The sequence below is a fragment of the Agromyces sp. NSFZ genome (genome assembly GCF_056156205.1).
The window spans coordinates 2,098,053-2,113,440 of the sequence record NZ_CM149585.1 but is presented as its reverse complement, the minus strand read 5'-3'; the positions used below and the strand labels follow the sequence as shown (position 1 = coordinate 2,113,440).

The window sequence follows — 15,388 nt, the reverse complement described above, 5'->3', positions numbered from 1 at the left end:
TGGCTGACGCGCGGCGTCGGGTTGACGCGCGGCGTCCCTGCCGCGCGCAGGCGGCTGACGTGCGCAGGTGGCTGGCGCACGCCTCGAGGGCCCGGCGAGTCGATGCCATCCGCACCGCCTTCGCCGACCCGCGGTGCAGATGGCATCGACTCGTGCTTCCCGTTCGGTCGGGCCAGTGGTCGCACTTGACGCGGGCCCGACCGGCAGGCATATTCGGGCGTGGTCGTCGAGGCCGCGGCATCCGCCGCGACGTGCGGCTGGATCCGGGTGAGGGGTGACCCATGACGCAAGCGGAGCTGCAAGCCACGATCTCGGGGCGGGTGCTCTCCCCCGACGAGGTCGAGTACGACGCCGCGAGGGCCGTGTGGAACGCCATGATCGATCGGCGGCCGCGGTACATCGCGCAGTGCGCCGATGCGGCCGACGTCGCCGCGGCCCTGCGGTTCGCCCGTGAACGCGACCTCGAGGTGGGCGTGCGCTGCGGCGGCCATGGGATCGTCGGCCACGCCGTGCCCGACGACGGCCTGATGCTCGACCTGCGACCGATGGGGCGAGTGGTCGTCGACCCGGCGCAGCGGCGAGCGTGGGTGCAGGGCGGAGCACTCCTCGGCGCGCTCGACGTGGCGACTCAGGCGCTGGGCCTCGCCACCACCGCCGGCAACGTCTCGCACACGGGCGTCGGCGGGTTGACCCTCGGCGGTGGCATGGGCTGGCTGGCCCGACAGCACGGACTCTCCTGCGACAACGTGACCGCGTTCGAGGTGGTCACCGCCGACGGGGCGACCCTGCGCGCAAGCACCGACGAGCACCCCGACCTGTTCTGGGCACTGCGCGGGGGCGGCGGCAACTTCGGGGTCGTCACCGAGTTCGAGTTCGCGCTGCACCCGGAGCCCGGCGACGCCCTCGCGGCGGAGCTCCGCTACCCCGTGGCCGAGGCGGGCGGACCGATGCGACGATGGCGCGACCTGGCCGCCACGGCGCCGCGGCAGGCGACGTGGAACGCCACCATCTCGAACGGCACCGTCGCGCTGGGCCTCGTCTGGGTCGGCGACCCCGATGACGGTGCCGCGGTGACCGCCGAGCTCGCGCGCGCCGTGGCCGACGCCGCGGAGCCCGCCGAGCGCGTGATCCAGCCGATGTCGTATCTGCAGCTCCAGACCCGCGAAGACGACGAAGAGGGGCACGCCTGGCGACGGTACTGGAAGGGTCACTACTTCGACGCGCTCGAGGACGACCTCATCGACGCGCTCCTGGCCCGCGACCGCGAACTGATGCCGAACGTCAGCCTGCAGGCGTACGGCGGGGCCATCGCCGACGTGCCCGACGAGGAGACCGCGTTCTCACGACGTGACACCGCGTTCGAGTTCGTCGCAGCAGCCCGCTGGCACGACCCGGCCGAAGATGACGCGCGCATGGACGCGGCCAGGCGATACGCCGCGACGATGGACCGCTTCGCGAGCGGCGCGTACGTCAACGTGCTCGGCGACGACGGCGAACGCGGCATCCGGCGCGCCTACTCGAGGGAGAAGCTCGACCGGCTGACCGCCGTCAAGGACGTCTACGACCCCGACAACGTGTTCCACCTCAACCAGAACATCCGGCCGTCGGCCGGCGAGTGATCATGCGTCGATGCGGTCTCGTTCGAGCGCATCGGAGCTGTCGATGATGAACTCCTTGCGCGGGGCGACCTCATTGCCCATGAGCAGCTCGAAGACGCGGCCGGCGTTCTCGGCGTCGCCGATGCCGACGCGGCGCAACGTGCGCTTGCGCTTGTCCATGGTGGTCGTCGCGAGCTGATCGGCATCCATCTCACCGAGGCCCTTGTAGCGCTGGATCGGATCCTGGTACCGCTTGCCCTGCTTCTTCAGCGTCGCGAGCACGCCCTGCAGCTCGGCTTCGGAATACGTGTAGATGGTGTCGTTCGGCTTCGAGCCGGGGTTCATCACCACCACCCGGTGCAGCGGAGGGACGGCGGCGAACACGCGGCCCTCCTCGATCATCGGCCGCATGTACCTGAAGAAGAGGGTCAGCAGCAGGGTGCGGATGTGGGCGCCGTCGACGTCGGCGTCGCTCATGATGATGACCTTGCCGTACCGCGCGGCCGAGAGGTCGAAGCTACGACCGGACCCGGCGCCGATCACCTGGATGATCGAGGCGCACTCGGCGTTGCCGAGCATGTCGGACACGCTCGCCTTCTGCACGTTGAGGATCTTGCCGCGGATCGGCAGCAGCGCCTGGTGCTCGCTGTCGCGTGCGAGCTTCGCGGTGCCGAGCGCCGAGTCGCCCTCGACGATGAAGAGCTCGCTGTGCGCGACATCCGTCGACCGGCAGTCGACCAGCTTGGCCGGCAGCGACGAGCTCTCGAGCGCGTTCTTGCGCCGCTGCGTCTCTTTGTGCGCCCGCGCCGAGATGCGCGACTTCATCTCGGCGACGACCTTGTCGAGCAGGAGCGCCGACTGCGCCTTGTCGTCGCGCTTCGGCGACGAGAACCGCGCCCCGAGCTCCTTCGTGAGCACGTTGGCCACGATCGCGCGCGCGGCCGGAGTGCCGAGGACCTCCTTCGTCTGACCCTCGAACTGCGGCTCGGGCAGGCGCACCGTGACGACGGCCGTGAGCCCGGCGAGCACGTCGTCCTTCTCCAGCTTGTCGTTTCCGGCCTTCAGGCGGCGCGCGTTCTGCTCCACCTGCTGGCGGAGGAACTTCAGGAGCCCCTGCTCGAAGCCCGTGTGGTGCGTACCGCCCTTGGGCGTGGCGATGATGTTCACGAACGACTTCACGATCGTGTCGTAGCCGGTGCCCCAGCGCAGTGCGATGTCGACGTGGCACTCCCGCTGCAGTTCGGTGGGGACCATGGCGCCGCCCTCGGTGAGCACGGGCACGGTCTCGGTGAAGCCGCCGGTGCCCGTGAGACGCCACACGTCGGTGAGCGGGGCATCCGTCGCCAGGTGCTCGACGAACTCGGAGATGCCGCCCTCGAATTGGAACGAGGTCGTGTGCGGCTCGGCGCCGCGCTCGTCGGTGACGTCGATCGTGAGGCCCGGCACGAGGAACGCGGTCTGACGAGCGCGGGCGAGCAGTTCGTCGGTCTGGAACTCGGCGCCCTTGGTGAAGATCTGCCGGTCGGCCCAGTACCGGATGCGCGTACCCGTGACGCCCTTCGCGACCTTGCCGACGACCTGGAGCTCGCTGTGCTCCTCGAACGGCGTGAAGGGCGCATCGGGGGTGGGCTCCCCCGTGTCGGTGAAGATGCCGGGCTCGCCGCGGTGGAACGACATGGCCCACGTGCGGCCGTCTCGGTCGACCTCGACGTCGAGTCGTTCGGAGAGGGCGTTGACGACGGATGCCCCGACGCCGTGCAGTCCGCCGGAGGCCGCGTACGAGCCGGAACCGAACTTCCCGCCGGCGTGCAGCTTGGTGAAGACGACCTCGACGCCCGACAGTCCCGTCTTGGGCTCGGCGTCGACGGGGATGCCTCGTGCGCGGTCGCGCACCTCGACGCTGCCGTCGGGGTGCAGGACGACCCCGATCTCGTTGCCGTGGCCCGCGAGCGCCTCGTCGACCGAGTTGTCGATGATCTCCCACAGGCAGTGCATGAGGCCTCGGGAGTCGGTCGAGCCGATGTACATGCCGGGTCGCTTGCGGACCGCCTCGAGGCCCTCGAGGACGGAGAGATGGCGGGCGGAATAGTCGGAGCTCACGTCGGTCAAGCCTACTGACGCCGGAGGACACGACGCGCGAGGCGCTACGCGCACAGCGAAATGCCAGCCGCAACGGGAGGATCACCCCGTTTGCCGTGCTTTCATTGAGGAACGGAACACGAGGTCGAGCAGGAGGAGGAGCCATGACCCAGTACACCGAGACCACCGGTGCGGTCGATGAACTCGACACCCCGTATGAGCTCACCGCGCTCGACCGCTGCGACGCCTGCGGCGCGCAGGCCTACATCCGCGTCGTCGTGGCCAACGGCGAGCTGCTCTTCTGCGCCCACCACGGCCGCAAGCACCAGGAGAAGCTCTCCCAGATCGCGCACAGCTGGCACGACGAGTCGAGCCGCCTGCTCACCGACGACCGCGATTGACACACCGATTCACGACGGAACGCCCCGGCTTCGGCCGGGGCGTTCCGCGTTGCGCGACGACTCCGGTTTCGAATCCCGGGTTCGGGTGGGTCGAGTCGCCGAATCCCGGGATTCGCGCTGACTACTCCGTTTCCGAATCCCGGGTTCGGGTGGGTCGAGTCGCCGAATCCCGGGATTCGCGCTGACTACTCCGTTTCCGAATCCCGGGTTCGGGTGGGTCGAGTCGCCGAAACCCGGGATTCGGCACCGTGACGTGCGATGCGAGGCGACGGATGCCGCGACTACGCGTGCGTGAGCGGTGCTGCCGCGCGCACGGCGCCGAGCTGCGCCTCCCTGGCGGCGGTCGCGTACGCGTCGACGACGGCGGCGCGCGGGCCGGGCTCGTATGTGAGGCCGGCGCGCTCGGCGGCGATGCCGAGGAGGTGGTCGGCGAACGCCGGATTCTTCGCGAGCACGGGTCCGTGCAGGTGGGTGCACACGACGGAGCCCATCACGACGCCCTCCTGGCCCGACGCGCGCCCGTTCCCGGTGCCGGAGCGCACCCGCCCGAGGGGTGAACCCTCGGCGCCGACGTAGTCGCGGGCGTGATTCTCGAAGCCGACGAGCGTGCCGAACCGCGGCGAGGCGACGACGAGGTCGCCGGTGACCCGGGCCGGCGACGGCACGGCGCGGCCGGGCAGGATGCCGAGGCCCTCGATGCTCGAGCCGTCGGCACGTTCGATGCCCCAGCTCAAGAGCTCCCAGCCGGTTCCGACGGCGAGGATGGGCACGCCCTCGGTGCCCCAGGTGCGCAGCTCGTCGTGCATCGTGAGCAGCACGGCGCGGCTCCGCTCGATGGATGAGTCGCTGCCCGATCCGAGCACGATCGCGTCGACGCGTTCGGGAAGCTGCTCCCGCGCGTCCACGGCGACGACCCGCGCGTCGAGCCCCGCCCACTCGGCGCGCCGGCGCAGGACAGCCGCGTTCTCGGCGTCGCCGTTCGTGTTCTGGTGCGCAGGCAGCAGCGCGACGATGGTGAGGGTCATTCCGCTCCCGAGAGTCCGAGGTGGGCCCGCGTGCGACGCATCGAGTCGGCCGTGAAGACGATGGTCTTCACGCCCCTCGCCGGGGCGGGCAGGGCGAGGAAGTCGTCCAGTGCGCGCGCGAGGTCGGAGTCCACGCGGTCGATCTCCACGCCGTCGTAGGCGAGCATGAGCGCCGCCTCGGCGGACTTCGAGCCGCTCACGATCGCCACCCGGCGAAGCGACGAGGCATCCGTCGGCCAGAAGTACGAGGGATCGCGCACGTCGGAGCCCATGGCGAAGAGGATCTGCTCGGTGCCCGGCTCGATGCTGTCGACGTTGAGCTGGTAGCTCGTCGGGTTCTGCACGAGCACGAACTCGACCTCCTGGCCGCGCACGGTCACGCGCTCGCCCCGACCGAACACGGGTGGGATGGCGCCGAGCGCCTGGTTCGCGGTGCTCGCGGAGAATCGTTCGCCGAGCACCGCCTTGGCCGTCGTGTACGCGGCGGCCGCGTCGACGGCGTAATGCACGCCGCGGGCGGGCAGCGACGTCGTGATGAACGACCGACCGTCGTTGATGAGTGCGGTGCGACCGTCGACGCCCTCGACGATGACGCCACCGCCCGGCTCCAGCCGGGCCGCCGTCGACTCGGTGTACCCGAGCCCACGGGGTGCGCCGTCGACGACCGCCTGCGAGACGCCGAAGCGATGCACCGCGACATCCGGCGACACCTGAGCGGCGAGCCGCTCGAGGTACGCGTCGTCGGCGTTCACGATGATCGACTCGTTCGCGCGTGCGGCGATCTTCGCGAGCATGGCCGCGACCATGTCGGAGTCATGGAACCGATCGATCTGGTCGACCATGACGTTCGTGAGGGCGACGGCCCGCGCGTCGACCCCCTGCATGACCAGGGCGCCGTGACCCTCGTCCATCTCGAGCACGGCCATGTCGCCGGGCACGCGGCCCCGCCAGTCGGCGCGCTCGAGGAGCGCGGACGTGAGCCCCTGGCTGATGTTCGCCGTCGATGGGTTCGTGAACACGTCGACCCCGTGCGCGCGCAGGATCGCGACGAGCATCTTCGTGGTGGTCGACTTGCCGCTGGATCCCGAGACGACCACGAGGCCCTGCGGGAAGCCCGAAAGCGTTCGCTTGAGGTAGCCCGGCGCGATCCGATTGACGATCAGGCCCGGAATCGCCGATCCGCCGCCGGGCTTACGCAGCCGGGCGGCGAATCGGACGAGCCTGCCGACGAGGATCGCCGGCGCGTAGCGCACCGGCGGCCTACTCGAGGTAGTCGCGGAGCGACTGCGAGCGCGACGGGTGGCGGAGCTTCGCCATGGTCTTCGACTCGATCTGGCGGATGCGCTCACGCGTGACGCCGAAGGTGTCGCCGATCTGGTCGAGCGTCTTCGGCATGCCGTCGCCGAGGCCGAAGCGCATGCGGATGACGCCCGCCTCGCGCTCGCTCAGCGAGTCGAGGAGCGACTCCAGTTGCTTCTGCAGCATGGTGAAGCCCACGGCGTCGGCCGGCACGACCGCCTCGGTGTCCTCGATGAGGTCGCCGAACTCGCTGTCGCCGTCTTCGCCGAGGGGCGTGTGCAGCGAGATGGGCTCGCGGCCGTACTTCTGCACCTCGATGACCTTCTCCGGGGTCATGTCGAGCTCGCGGCTCAGCTCTTCTGGCGTGGGCTCGCGACCCAGGTCCTGCAGCATCTGGCGCTGAACGCGGGCGAGCTTGTTGATGACCTCGACCATGTGCACGGGGATGCGGATGGTGCGCGCCTGATCGGCCATCGCGCGCGTGATGGCCTGGCGGATCCACCACGTGGCGTAGGTCGAGAACTTGAAGCCCTTGGTGTAGTCGAACTTCTCGACCGCACGGATGAGGCCCAGGTTGCCCTCCTGGATCAGGTCGAGGAACTGCATGCCGCGGCCTGTGTAGCGCTTGGCGAGCGAGACCACGAGACGCAGGTTCGCCCCGAGCAGGTGGCTCTTGGCGCGCTGGCCGTCCTTCGCGACCCACTGCAGCTCGCGACCGAGCTGCGAGCGCTTCTCGGCGTCGGACATGTGCGACAGCTTCTCCTCGGCGAAGAGGCCGGCCTCGATGCGCATGGCGAGCTCGACCTCTTCGGCCGCGTTCAGGAGCGCGACCTTGCCGATCTGCTTGAGGTAGTCCTTGACGGGGTCGGCGGTCGCACCGGTGATGGCCGACGAGTACACCGGGACCTCGTCCTCGTCGTCGACCGCGCGCAGCACGAGCGCGCCGGTGGGGTGCGGCTCGACCGCGACGGGCTTCGCCTCTTCGTCGGTGTCGTCGTCGGTGTCGGCGACGGATGCCGCGTCGGGCGTCTCCGTCGCGTCCGCGTCGACCGCCTCGGTGTCGACGGCTTCCGCCTCGACCTCGATGTCGGTGTCGACCTCGACGTCGTCGAGCTCCTCGGGCTCGATCTCGTCCTCATCGGCGCCGGCGCCTCCGGCCTTCGCCTTGCCGCGCGGCTTGGCCGTCGACTTCGCGGTGCTCGTGCGCGGCGTCTTGCCCGCGGACGCAGCGCTCTTCGTCGCCGTCTTGGCAGCGCCCTTCGCGGGCGTCTTCGTCTTCGCGGCGCTCGACTTCGCGGCCGTCGCACGCGTCGCAGCGGGCTTCTCCGCCTCGCTCTTCGCCGACGTCGCAGCCTTCGTCGTTGCCATTCGTTGAACCTCTCCTACCGTCGAGCGGCGCGTGCCCTCATGGACGCGCGGCTCGTGTTCTCGGCCCGGTCGTTTTCGGACACTATGAGGACCCATGTCAAGTCCGCTTGTTCGGCGCGAAACGTGTCGTGCCAGCGGACCAGAACGGGTCCTGCCCCCATTATACAGTCACGCCTCCGCGAGCGCGTTCATCGCCCGCTTCTCCCAGTGATGACAACGAATCCGGGGCGCCGGGAATTCCCGCTCAGGGGCGTTCTCCCCGCGTCAGCCGCCGAGCGGCGACTCGTCGTCGCGGGTGCGGCGGAAGGCGAGGAACTTCTCCAGTTCCGCCGCGATCTCGTCGGCCGACGGCGGCTGGCCCGCCTCGTCGGTGAGCGGTGACCGCAGTGACGTGCCCTCCATGTAGGAGTCGTGGCGCTCCTCGAGCGTGCCGACGAGCTTGGCGAGCTCGCTGTTCTCGGCGACCTGCTCGTCGATGCGCGCGACGAACTCGCGCCCCTGCTCGCGCAGGGCGTCGGTCGGGAAGATGCGCCCCGTCGAGGCGCTGATCGCCTCGAGGGCGGCGACCGCGGCGACCGGGTACTCCGTGTCGGAGAGGTAGTGCGGGACGAGCAGGACGAAGCCCGTGGTCGCGTGGTCGCGTTCCTGCAGGCGGTACTCGACGAGGTGCAGCGCATTCGACGGCACCTGCGTGGTCGGGCGCCACACCGACATCGCCTCGATGAGGTCGCTGCGGTTGCCGCTCACCGTCATGCCGATCGGCCGGGTGTGCGGCACCGGCATGGGGATCGAGTTGATCCACGTCGTCGACGACACCTGGAGATCGTCGATGAGGCCGAGCACGGCGGAGCCGAATCGCTCCCACTGGAAGTCGGGCTCGTACCCCGTGAGGAGGAGGAACGGCTGGCCGAGCTCATCGCGCGCGAGATCGAGGCTGAGTCTTGGCGGGCGGTAGTCGGTGAGGTGGTCGGCCGCGAACAGGATGATCGGCCGGCGCGCCCGGTAGTCGAGCAGCTCGTCGGCGTCGAAGGTGGCCACGACGGTGCTCTCGAGCGTCGAGAGCAGGTACTCAGTGGTCTGCGCCACCGCGGCGCCGGCATCGGCGAACCCGGTGAGTCCCGCGACGAGCGGGAGTCCGGGCGGAACCACGACGTCCGGATTCAACTCGTACAGGGAACGGGGATCGCGCATGTCTTCAGCCTACTGACGGGCCGTCGCGGCTCGGCCGCCGGCGGCGCTGCGGCGTGACGCTCGGAGCGAACACGTACCATCGGCTGCATGACCGTCCCCGATCTCGCCAGCTCCACCGATCCCGTCAGCGCCTCCGAGGCCGACGTGCTCCTGCTCGCCGCCCGACCCTCAGATTCCGGCGTGGAGCTCCTCGCACCGGCCGAGTACGGATGGGTGGCTCCGCTCCTGTCGAAGCTCGGAGCGAGCGGCGCAGCCGACGAGCTCACGCGCCTCCCCGCGCAGGGCGCCGGGCCGGCGATCGTGGCCGTCGCGGGCATGGGCGAGCGGTCGGATGCCACGGGCCTCCGCCTGGCCGCCGGCAGCGCGGTACGCCAGCTCGCCGGCGTCGGCTCGGTCGCCGTCGCCATTCCCGCCGCCGACGTCGACTCCGCCGAGGCGCTGCTCGAAGGCGCCGGCCTCGGTGCCTACGCGTTCAACGGGTACCGCGCCGAGGCGAAGGCGCCCGTCGGCCGCGTGACCCTGCACACCGACGTCTCGGGCGTCCGGCTCGAGCGCGTGCGCTCCATCGTGACCGCGGTCGCGCGAACCAAGGACCTCGTGAACACCCCGCCCGGCGACCTCTCCCCCGAGCACCTCGCCGAGCTCGCGGTCGAAGCGGGGCGCACGGCCGGCATCTCCGCCCGGGTCTGGGACGAGGCCGACCTCGAGGCCGACGGCTTCGGAGGCATCCTCGCCGTGGGCCGGGGTTCGAGCCGCGGCCCCAGGCTCGTGCGCCTCGAGTACGCCCCCGACAGGGCATCCGTGCATCTCGCCCTCGTCGGCAAGGGCATCACGTTCGACTCCGGCGGACTCTCGCTGAAGCCCATGGCCTCGATGGTCGGCATGAAGATGGACATGGCCGGCGCAGCGGCCGTGCTCTCGGCGCTGGTCGCGCTCGCCGAACTCGACGTCCCCATCCGGGTCACCGGCTGGCTGTGCCTGGCCGAGAACCTGCCGTCGGGCACGGCCCTGCGGCCGAACGACGTGCTGCGGACCCACGGCGGTACCACCGTCGAGGTGCTCAACACCGACGCCGAGGGGCGGCTCGTGATGGCCGACGGCCTCGCCGCCGCCAGTGCCGAGCAACCCGATGCGATCGTGGATGTCGCGACCCTCACCGGCGCTCAGGTCGTGGCCCTCGGGCACCGCGTCTCGGGGCTCATGGGCGACGACGCCCTCGTCGCGCGCACGCGCGCAGCCGCCGACGCCGTCGGCGAGTCGGTGTGGCCGATGCCGTTGCCCGGAGACCTCCGATCGCTCCTCAAGTCGGACATCGCGGACCTGACGAACACCAAGCTCGGAACGACCGTGCCCGGGATGCTCCTCGCCGGCGTCTTCCTCCGCGAGTTCATCGGGAAGCGCACGGATTCGAGCGACCGGATCCCATGGGCCCACCTCGACATCGCCGGCCCCGCGTTCAACACCGGCGGGGCGTGGGGATACACCGCTTCCGGGGGCACGGGCGTCGCCGTTCGGGCGCTCATCCGGCTGGGCGAGGACCTCTCGGCAGGGTAGTAAGGTCGTATGGGCGAGTTCGTCGCCCGTACACCCTGCCCCCTGTTTCCCCGGGGGTCGGCCGTGTCGCAGATCTGGTGCGCAAGGGAGATTGCGGTTGTCCGAGCAGAACTTTGACATTGTCATCCTCGGTGGCGGCAGCGGAGGGTACGCGGCGGCGCTGCGTGCCGTGCAGCTGGGCTTCACCGTCGGGCTCGTCGAGAAGGACAAGCTGGGTGGCACGTGTCTGCATCGGGGCTGCATCCCCACGAAGGCGCTGCTGCACGCGGCCGAGATCGCCGACAACTCGCGCGATTCCGCGAAGTTCGGCGTGCGCTCGGTCTTCGAGGGCATCGACATCGCCGCCGTGACCGCGTACCGCGAGAAGATCGTGGCCGGCAAGTACAAGGGTCTCGGCGCGCACGTGAAGGCCGCCGGCGTCACCGTCATCGAGGGCGAGGGGCGGCTCGTCGCATCGAACGCCGTGCAGGTCGGCGACGACCGCATCGTCGGCAAGAACGTCATCCTCGCCACGGGCTCGTACTCGCGTTCGCTTCCGGGCCTCGAGATCGGCGGCCGCGTCATCACGAGCGAGCAGGCGCTCGAGCTCGACTTCGTGCCGAAGAAGGTCGCCGTCCTCGGCGGCGGCGTGATCGGCGTCGAGTTCGCGAGCGTCTGGAAGTCGTTCGGCTCCGAGGTCACGATCATCGAGGCGCTTCCCCACCTCGTGCCGAACGAGGAGGAGTCGGTCTCCAAGCAGCTCGAGCGCGCCTTCCGCAAGCGCGGCATCGAGTACAAGCTGGGAGTCCGCTTCCAGGGCGTCACGCAGCACGACGACGGCGTGGTCGTGACCCTCGAGAACGGCGACACCGTCGAGGCCGAGCTGCTGCTCGTCGCCGTCGGCCGCGGCCCCGCCACGCAGGGACTGGGGTTCGAAGAGGCCGGCATCACGGTGGACCGCGGTTTCGTGATCACCGACGAGCGCCTCGCCACCAACGTGCCGGGCGTCTACGCGGTCGGCGACATCGTGCCCGGCCTCCAGCTCGCGCACCGCGGGTTCGCGCAGGGCATCTTCGTCGCCGAGGAGATCGCGGGCCTGAACCCGATCCTCGTCGAGGACGTCAACATCCCCAAGGTCACCTACTGCGAGCCCGAGGTCGCCTCCATCGGCTACACCCAGGCACGCGCGGCCGAGAAGTACGGCGCCGACCAGGTCTCGTCGTACGAGTACAACCTCGCCGGCAACGGCAAGAGCCACATCCTCGAGACCAGCGGGTCCATCAAGGTCGTGCGCGTGAACGACGGTCCCATCGTCGGCGTGCACATGATCGGCTCCCGCGTCGGAGAGCTCATCGGCGAGGCCCAGCTCGCGGTGAACTGGGAGGCGTACCCCGAGGACATCGCGCCGTTCATCCACGCCCACCCGACCCAGAACGAGGCCATGGGCGAGGCCTTCCTCAAGCTCGCCGGCAAGCCGCTCCACGTGAGCTGACCCGGCGTCCCGGAATTTCGACTGCAATAAGCTAGAAAGCGTCACACGCTGTGAAGGAGACAAGCGCATGAGCGAATCCGTCAGCCTCCCGGCACTCGGCGAGAGTGTCACGGAGGGCACGGTCACCCGATGGCTGAAGAACGTCGGCGACCGTGTGGAGGTCGACGAGCCGCTGCTCGAGGTCTCGACCGACAAGGTCGACACCGAGATCCCATCGCCCGTGGCGGGCGTCATCGAAGCCATCCTCGTCCAGGAGGACGAGACCGTCGAGGTCGGCACGCCCCTGGTCACGATCGGCGACGGCTCGGCCGCTGCCGCGCCCGAGGCGGCGGCCCCCGCAGCGGCGGCTCCGGCTGCACCTGAGGCCGCTCCGGCGGAAGCCGCGCCCGCCCAGGCCGCACCCGCCGCACCGGCGCCCGCGCCCGCGGCGGCACCGCAGGCTGCACCGGCGCCGGCGGCGGAGGCCGCTCCCGTTGCGGCACCGGCACCTGAGGCCGCGCCCGCCGCACCTGCGGCTGCTCCCGCAGCGCCCCCGGCAGCACCGGCTGCTCCGGCACCCGCCCCCGAGGCGGCACCGGCCGCTCCTCCTCCCGCCCCCGAGGCGGCACCGGCTGCTGCGGCTCCCGCGCCTGAGGCGGCGCCGGCCGCTCCCGCACCCGCCCCCGAGGCGGCGCCGGCCGCTCCGGCACCCGCCCCCGAGGCGGCGCCGGCCGCTCCTGCTCCCGCTCCCGCGGCGGCACCCGCTGCTCCGGCACCCGCTCCCGCTCCCGCTCCCGCGGCAGCGCCCGCCGCCCCGGCTCCGGCCCCGGCTGCCGCAGCGCCGTCGGGATCGCACGCCGGACCCAGCGGCTACGTCACCCCGATCGTGCGCAAGCTCGCGAACGAGCAGGGCGTCGACCTCGCGAACGTCACGGGCACCGGTGTCGGCGGCCGCATCCGCAAGCAGGACGTCATCTCGGCCAACGCCGCTCCCGCGGCCGCCGCCGCGCCTGCGCGCACCCCGCTCGCGACGTCGCCGCTGCGCGGCACGACCGTGCCGATGACGCGACTGCGCAAGGTCGTCGCCGAGCGCGCGGTGGTCTCCATGACCTCGACCGCGCAGCTCACCACGGTCGTCGAGGTGGATGTGACGCGTGTCGCCCGGCTACGCGATCGGGTCAAGGGCGCGTTCCTGGAGAAGACCGGCAACAAGCTCTCCTTCCTGCCGTTCTTCGCCCTCGCGGCGGCCGAGGCGCTTCGCGCCTATCCGATCATCAACTCGACGGTCGACGGCGACAGCATCGTCTACCCGCCGACCGAGAACATGAGCATCGCGGTCGACACCGAGCGCGGCCTGCTCACCCCGGTGATCCGCAACGCGGGCGACCTCGACATCGCGGGCCTCGCCGCGCAGATCGCCGACCTCGCCGACCGCACGCGCAACAACCAGCTGAAGCCCGACGAGCTCTCGGGCGGCACCTTCACGCTGACCAACACCGGCTCGCGCGGTGCGCTGTTCGACACGCCCGTCGTGTTCCTGCCGCAGTCGGCGATCCTGGGCACGGGCATCGTCGTGAAGCGACCGGTCGTCGTCAGCCAGGACGGCTCGGACGCGATCGCGATCCGCTCGATGATCTACCTCGCACTTTCGTACGACCACCGCATCATCGACGGCGCCGACGCCGCCCGCTTCCTGACCGCGGTCAAGGAGCGGCTGGAGGAGGGCGACTTCGAGTCGGTGCTCGGGATCTAGTCGAAGATCTCGCGCAGACGCCATCCGGCCTCGCCCCTCACCACGAGGAGCGAGGCCGGTTCGCGTTCGGGCCCGGCGCGCGAGATCGCGATCAGCACGGCATCGCCCATCTCGACGGTGACGACCGCCTCCGACGCATCGAACGTCACGGCGGGCGCCGCGGCGCCGTCGCGAGCGGCGAGGAGCGCCGCTCGATCCTCGATCTCGATGGCCGAACCGCGTTGGAGCACCTCGTCGAGGCAGTCGAGGTCGAGGGTGGCGAAGCACTCGGTGCGCCGCTCCAGTAACCAGCGCGCAGCGGCGATCGGATCTTTGCCGCGGGCCTCTTCGGATCCAGGCAGCGCTCGCTGAACCGGGGATGCCGTCGGTTCACCCGGCGTCTCGGGCGACTCGGCGGCGGTCGCCGCGGCCGGCACGTCGGCCGACGCCACGGGAGCGCCGGTCGCAGCGGTCGCCGCATCATGACCCGGCTTGCCGCCGTCGGCCGTCGCCGGGGGCACGAGGGTGAGCAGGAGCACCAGCGCTCCCCCGCCCAGGAGCCCCCCGATGGTCAGGGCGCCGCGGCGTGCGCGCAATGCCGCGGTGAAGCGCTCGCGCAGACGCGCCGTCGAAGACGCCGTCGTCGCGTCGGTCAGGCGCTCATGGAGATCCTCGGGCAGCTGCGCCAGGCCGAGCAACCGGCGAACGCCGCCGGCTCGGTGCACGGGCGCCTCCTGCGCCGGCCCGAGCTGCGCACGGCCCTCGCCCGCGCCCGCCTGCACCGGCATGGTGACGCGGGCCGGAACCCACGCCGCCCGTGCCGCCCGCACGGCGACACCCTGGATCGGCTCGGGCACGGCGGCCGCGAACAGGAGGCGCTCGAGTTCGGCCTCGCACCGCAGGAACGGCCGCTCCCGGAGCCTGGCCCGAACGAGGGCGATGGCGGCGTCGAGCGCGCCGGCCGGCCGAACGGCCGCCCCGACCTCCTCGAGCAGCTCGGCGAGGGCGGCGTGGCCCTCGCGAAGCAGTGCCGTGCGCTCGGCGGCGTGCTCGGGCCCCGGGAGGCGACCGAGGGCTCCGAGCCCGATGAGCCGCGGTCGGCCCGCTTCGTCGAGCAGCACGTCGCCGGCCGAGAGTCGCGTGTGCACGAACCCGTTGGTCGCGAGTTCGGCAACGGCCACGGTGATGGGCGCGAGGATCGTGACCGCCTCGCCGGCGGAGAGGCTGCGGTCGATGAGCAGCCGGGCGACCGACGGGCCGGAGACGCGTTCCACGGCCAGGCAGCACCGTCCGTCGTCGAATCCGGCGACATCGAAGAGGGCGGGCAGGCTCCCGCTCGTGTCGGTCGACATCGCCTCGATCTCGGCCGCGACGGTGTCGTCGGGTACGTGCGCGGGATAGACCCGCACCGCGACGAGGGCCGTCGGTGCATCCGTCGGCCCGGCGGTGGCTTCGCCATGGGAATCGGATGCCGCATCCGTCGTCGCGAGGTAGACGTCGGCCCGGTCACCTGAGGCGATCCTCCGCAGCAGACGGTAGCCCGCGAGGCCGTCGGCGAGCGGCGCCGGTGCGGCCGGGCGTACGGATGACGCGGCGGCGACGTGCGGCTGACGGCGGTCCCGGCTCATGCCGACATCCTCGGTGAGAAGGGACGGCAGTCGGCCGCCGCGTCGGCGTGGCAGGACGATGAT

General features: G+C 71.2%; 11 protein-coding genes. 5 read left to right on the top strand and 6 right to left on the bottom strand.

The window, feature by feature from the left end; all coding sequences use genetic code 11:
• The first annotated feature begins 281 nt into the window (after positions 1-281).
• Positions 282-1,619 carry an FAD-binding oxidoreductase gene (locus tag ACVFI9_RS09960; protein WP_474766153.1) on the top strand — a complete coding sequence of 446 codons (1,338 nt, stop codon included), beginning with the start codon at positions 282-284 and terminating at the stop codon, positions 1,617-1,619.
• On the opposite strand, the gene ACVFI9_RS09955 is transcribed toward ACVFI9_RS09960, so the two are convergent.
• Entirely contained in the window at positions 1,620-3,698 is a 2,079-nt protein-coding gene (locus tag ACVFI9_RS09955; protein ID WP_474766151.1) for a DNA gyrase/topoisomerase IV subunit B, read from the bottom strand.
• Between the two features lie 143 nt (positions 3,699-3,841).
• Here ACVFI9_RS09955 and ACVFI9_RS09950 point away from each other — a divergent pair, with 143 nt between their 5' ends.
• Positions 3,842-4,078, top strand: a complete 237-nt coding sequence (locus ACVFI9_RS09950; protein WP_474766149.1) for a DUF7455 domain-containing protein — start codon at positions 3,842-3,844, stop codon at positions 4,076-4,078.
• Between the two features lie 281 nt (positions 4,079-4,359).
• On the opposite strand, the gene ACVFI9_RS09945 is transcribed toward ACVFI9_RS09950, so the two are convergent.
• From ACVFI9_RS09945 to ACVFI9_RS09930, 4 genes are all read right to left on the bottom strand, one after another.
• The gene (locus tag ACVFI9_RS09945) at positions 4,360-5,103 is read right to left on the bottom strand and encodes a type 1 glutamine amidotransferase (RefSeq protein ID WP_474766147.1); all 744 of its coding nucleotides are present in this window, start codon (positions 5,101-5,103) and stop codon (positions 4,360-4,362) included.
• Positions 5,100-6,356: a Mur ligase family protein gene (locus tag ACVFI9_RS09940; protein ID WP_474766145.1), complete on the bottom strand. Its 1,257-nt coding sequence runs from the start codon at positions 6,354-6,356 to the stop codon at positions 5,100-5,102. The genes ACVFI9_RS09945 and ACVFI9_RS09940 overlap by 4 nt, the downstream gene beginning before the upstream one ends.
• A 7-nt stretch (positions 6,357-6,363) precedes the next feature.
• A complete protein-coding gene (locus tag ACVFI9_RS09935; RefSeq protein ID WP_474766144.1) occupies positions 6,364-7,770 on the bottom strand; it encodes an RNA polymerase sigma factor in 1,407 nt (468 codons plus the stop codon).
• Positions 7,771-8,034: 264 nt separating this feature from the next.
• Positions 8,035-8,961, bottom strand: a complete 927-nt coding sequence (locus ACVFI9_RS09930; RefSeq protein ID WP_474766143.1) for a proteasome assembly chaperone family protein — start codon at positions 8,959-8,961, stop codon at positions 8,035-8,037.
• Positions 8,962-9,048: 87 nt separating this feature from the next.
• On the opposite strand from ACVFI9_RS09930, the gene ACVFI9_RS09925 reads away from it, so the two are divergent.
• From ACVFI9_RS09925 to sucB, 3 genes are all read left to right on the top strand, one after another.
• Entirely contained in the window at positions 9,049-10,515 is a 1,467-nt protein-coding gene (locus ACVFI9_RS09925; protein ID WP_474766141.1) for a leucyl aminopeptidase, read from the top strand.
• Between the two features lie 97 nt (positions 10,516-10,612).
• A complete protein-coding gene (gene lpdA, locus ACVFI9_RS09920; RefSeq protein WP_474766140.1) occupies positions 10,613-11,986 on the top strand; it encodes a dihydrolipoyl dehydrogenase in 1,374 nt (457 codons plus the stop codon).
• A gap of 67 nt (positions 11,987-12,053) precedes the next feature.
• On the top strand, positions 12,054-13,718 hold the full coding sequence (gene sucB / locus ACVFI9_RS09915) for a 2-oxoglutarate dehydrogenase, E2 component, dihydrolipoamide succinyltransferase (protein ID WP_474766139.1): 1,665 nt from the start codon (positions 12,054-12,056) through the stop codon (positions 13,716-13,718).
• Here sucB and ACVFI9_RS09910 read toward each other — a convergent pair.
• The gene (locus ACVFI9_RS09910) at positions 13,715-15,325 is read right to left on the bottom strand and encodes a protein kinase family protein (protein WP_474766138.1); all 1,611 of its coding nucleotides are present in this window, start codon (positions 15,323-15,325) and stop codon (positions 13,715-13,717) included. The genes sucB and ACVFI9_RS09910 overlap by 4 nt on opposite strands.
• Positions 15,326-15,388 lie beyond the last annotated feature (63 nt).

Bases quoted from the DNA above. Each gene is read 5' to 3' on its own strand.
- ACVFI9_RS09945 (WP_474766147.1), bottom strand. From the start codon at position 5,103: ATGACCCTCACCATCGTCGCGCTGCTGCCTGCGCACCAGAACACGAAC.
- ACVFI9_RS09925 (WP_474766141.1), top strand. From the start codon at position 9,049: ATGACCGTCCCCGATCTCGCCAGCTCCACCGATCCCGTCAGCGCCTCC.
- ACVFI9_RS09910 (WP_474766138.1), bottom strand. From the start codon at position 15,325: ATGAGCCGGGACCGCCGTCAGCCGCACGTCGCCGCCGCGTCATCCGTA.
- ACVFI9_RS09950 (WP_474766149.1), top strand. From the start codon at position 3,842: ATGACCCAGTACACCGAGACCACCGGTGCGGTCGATGAACTCGACACC.
- ACVFI9_RS09960 (WP_474766153.1), top strand. From the start codon at position 282: ATGACGCAAGCGGAGCTGCAAGCCACGATCTCGGGGCGGGTGCTCTCC.
- ACVFI9_RS09930 (WP_474766143.1), bottom strand. From the start codon at position 8,961: ATGCGCGATCCCCGTTCCCTGTACGAGTTGAATCCGGACGTCGTGGTT.
- sucB (WP_474766139.1), top strand. From the start codon at position 12,054: ATGAGCGAATCCGTCAGCCTCCCGGCACTCGGCGAGAGTGTCACGGAG.
- ACVFI9_RS09935 (WP_474766144.1), bottom strand. From the start codon at position 7,770: ATGGCAACGACGAAGGCTGCGACGTCGGCGAAGAGCGAGGCGGAGAAG.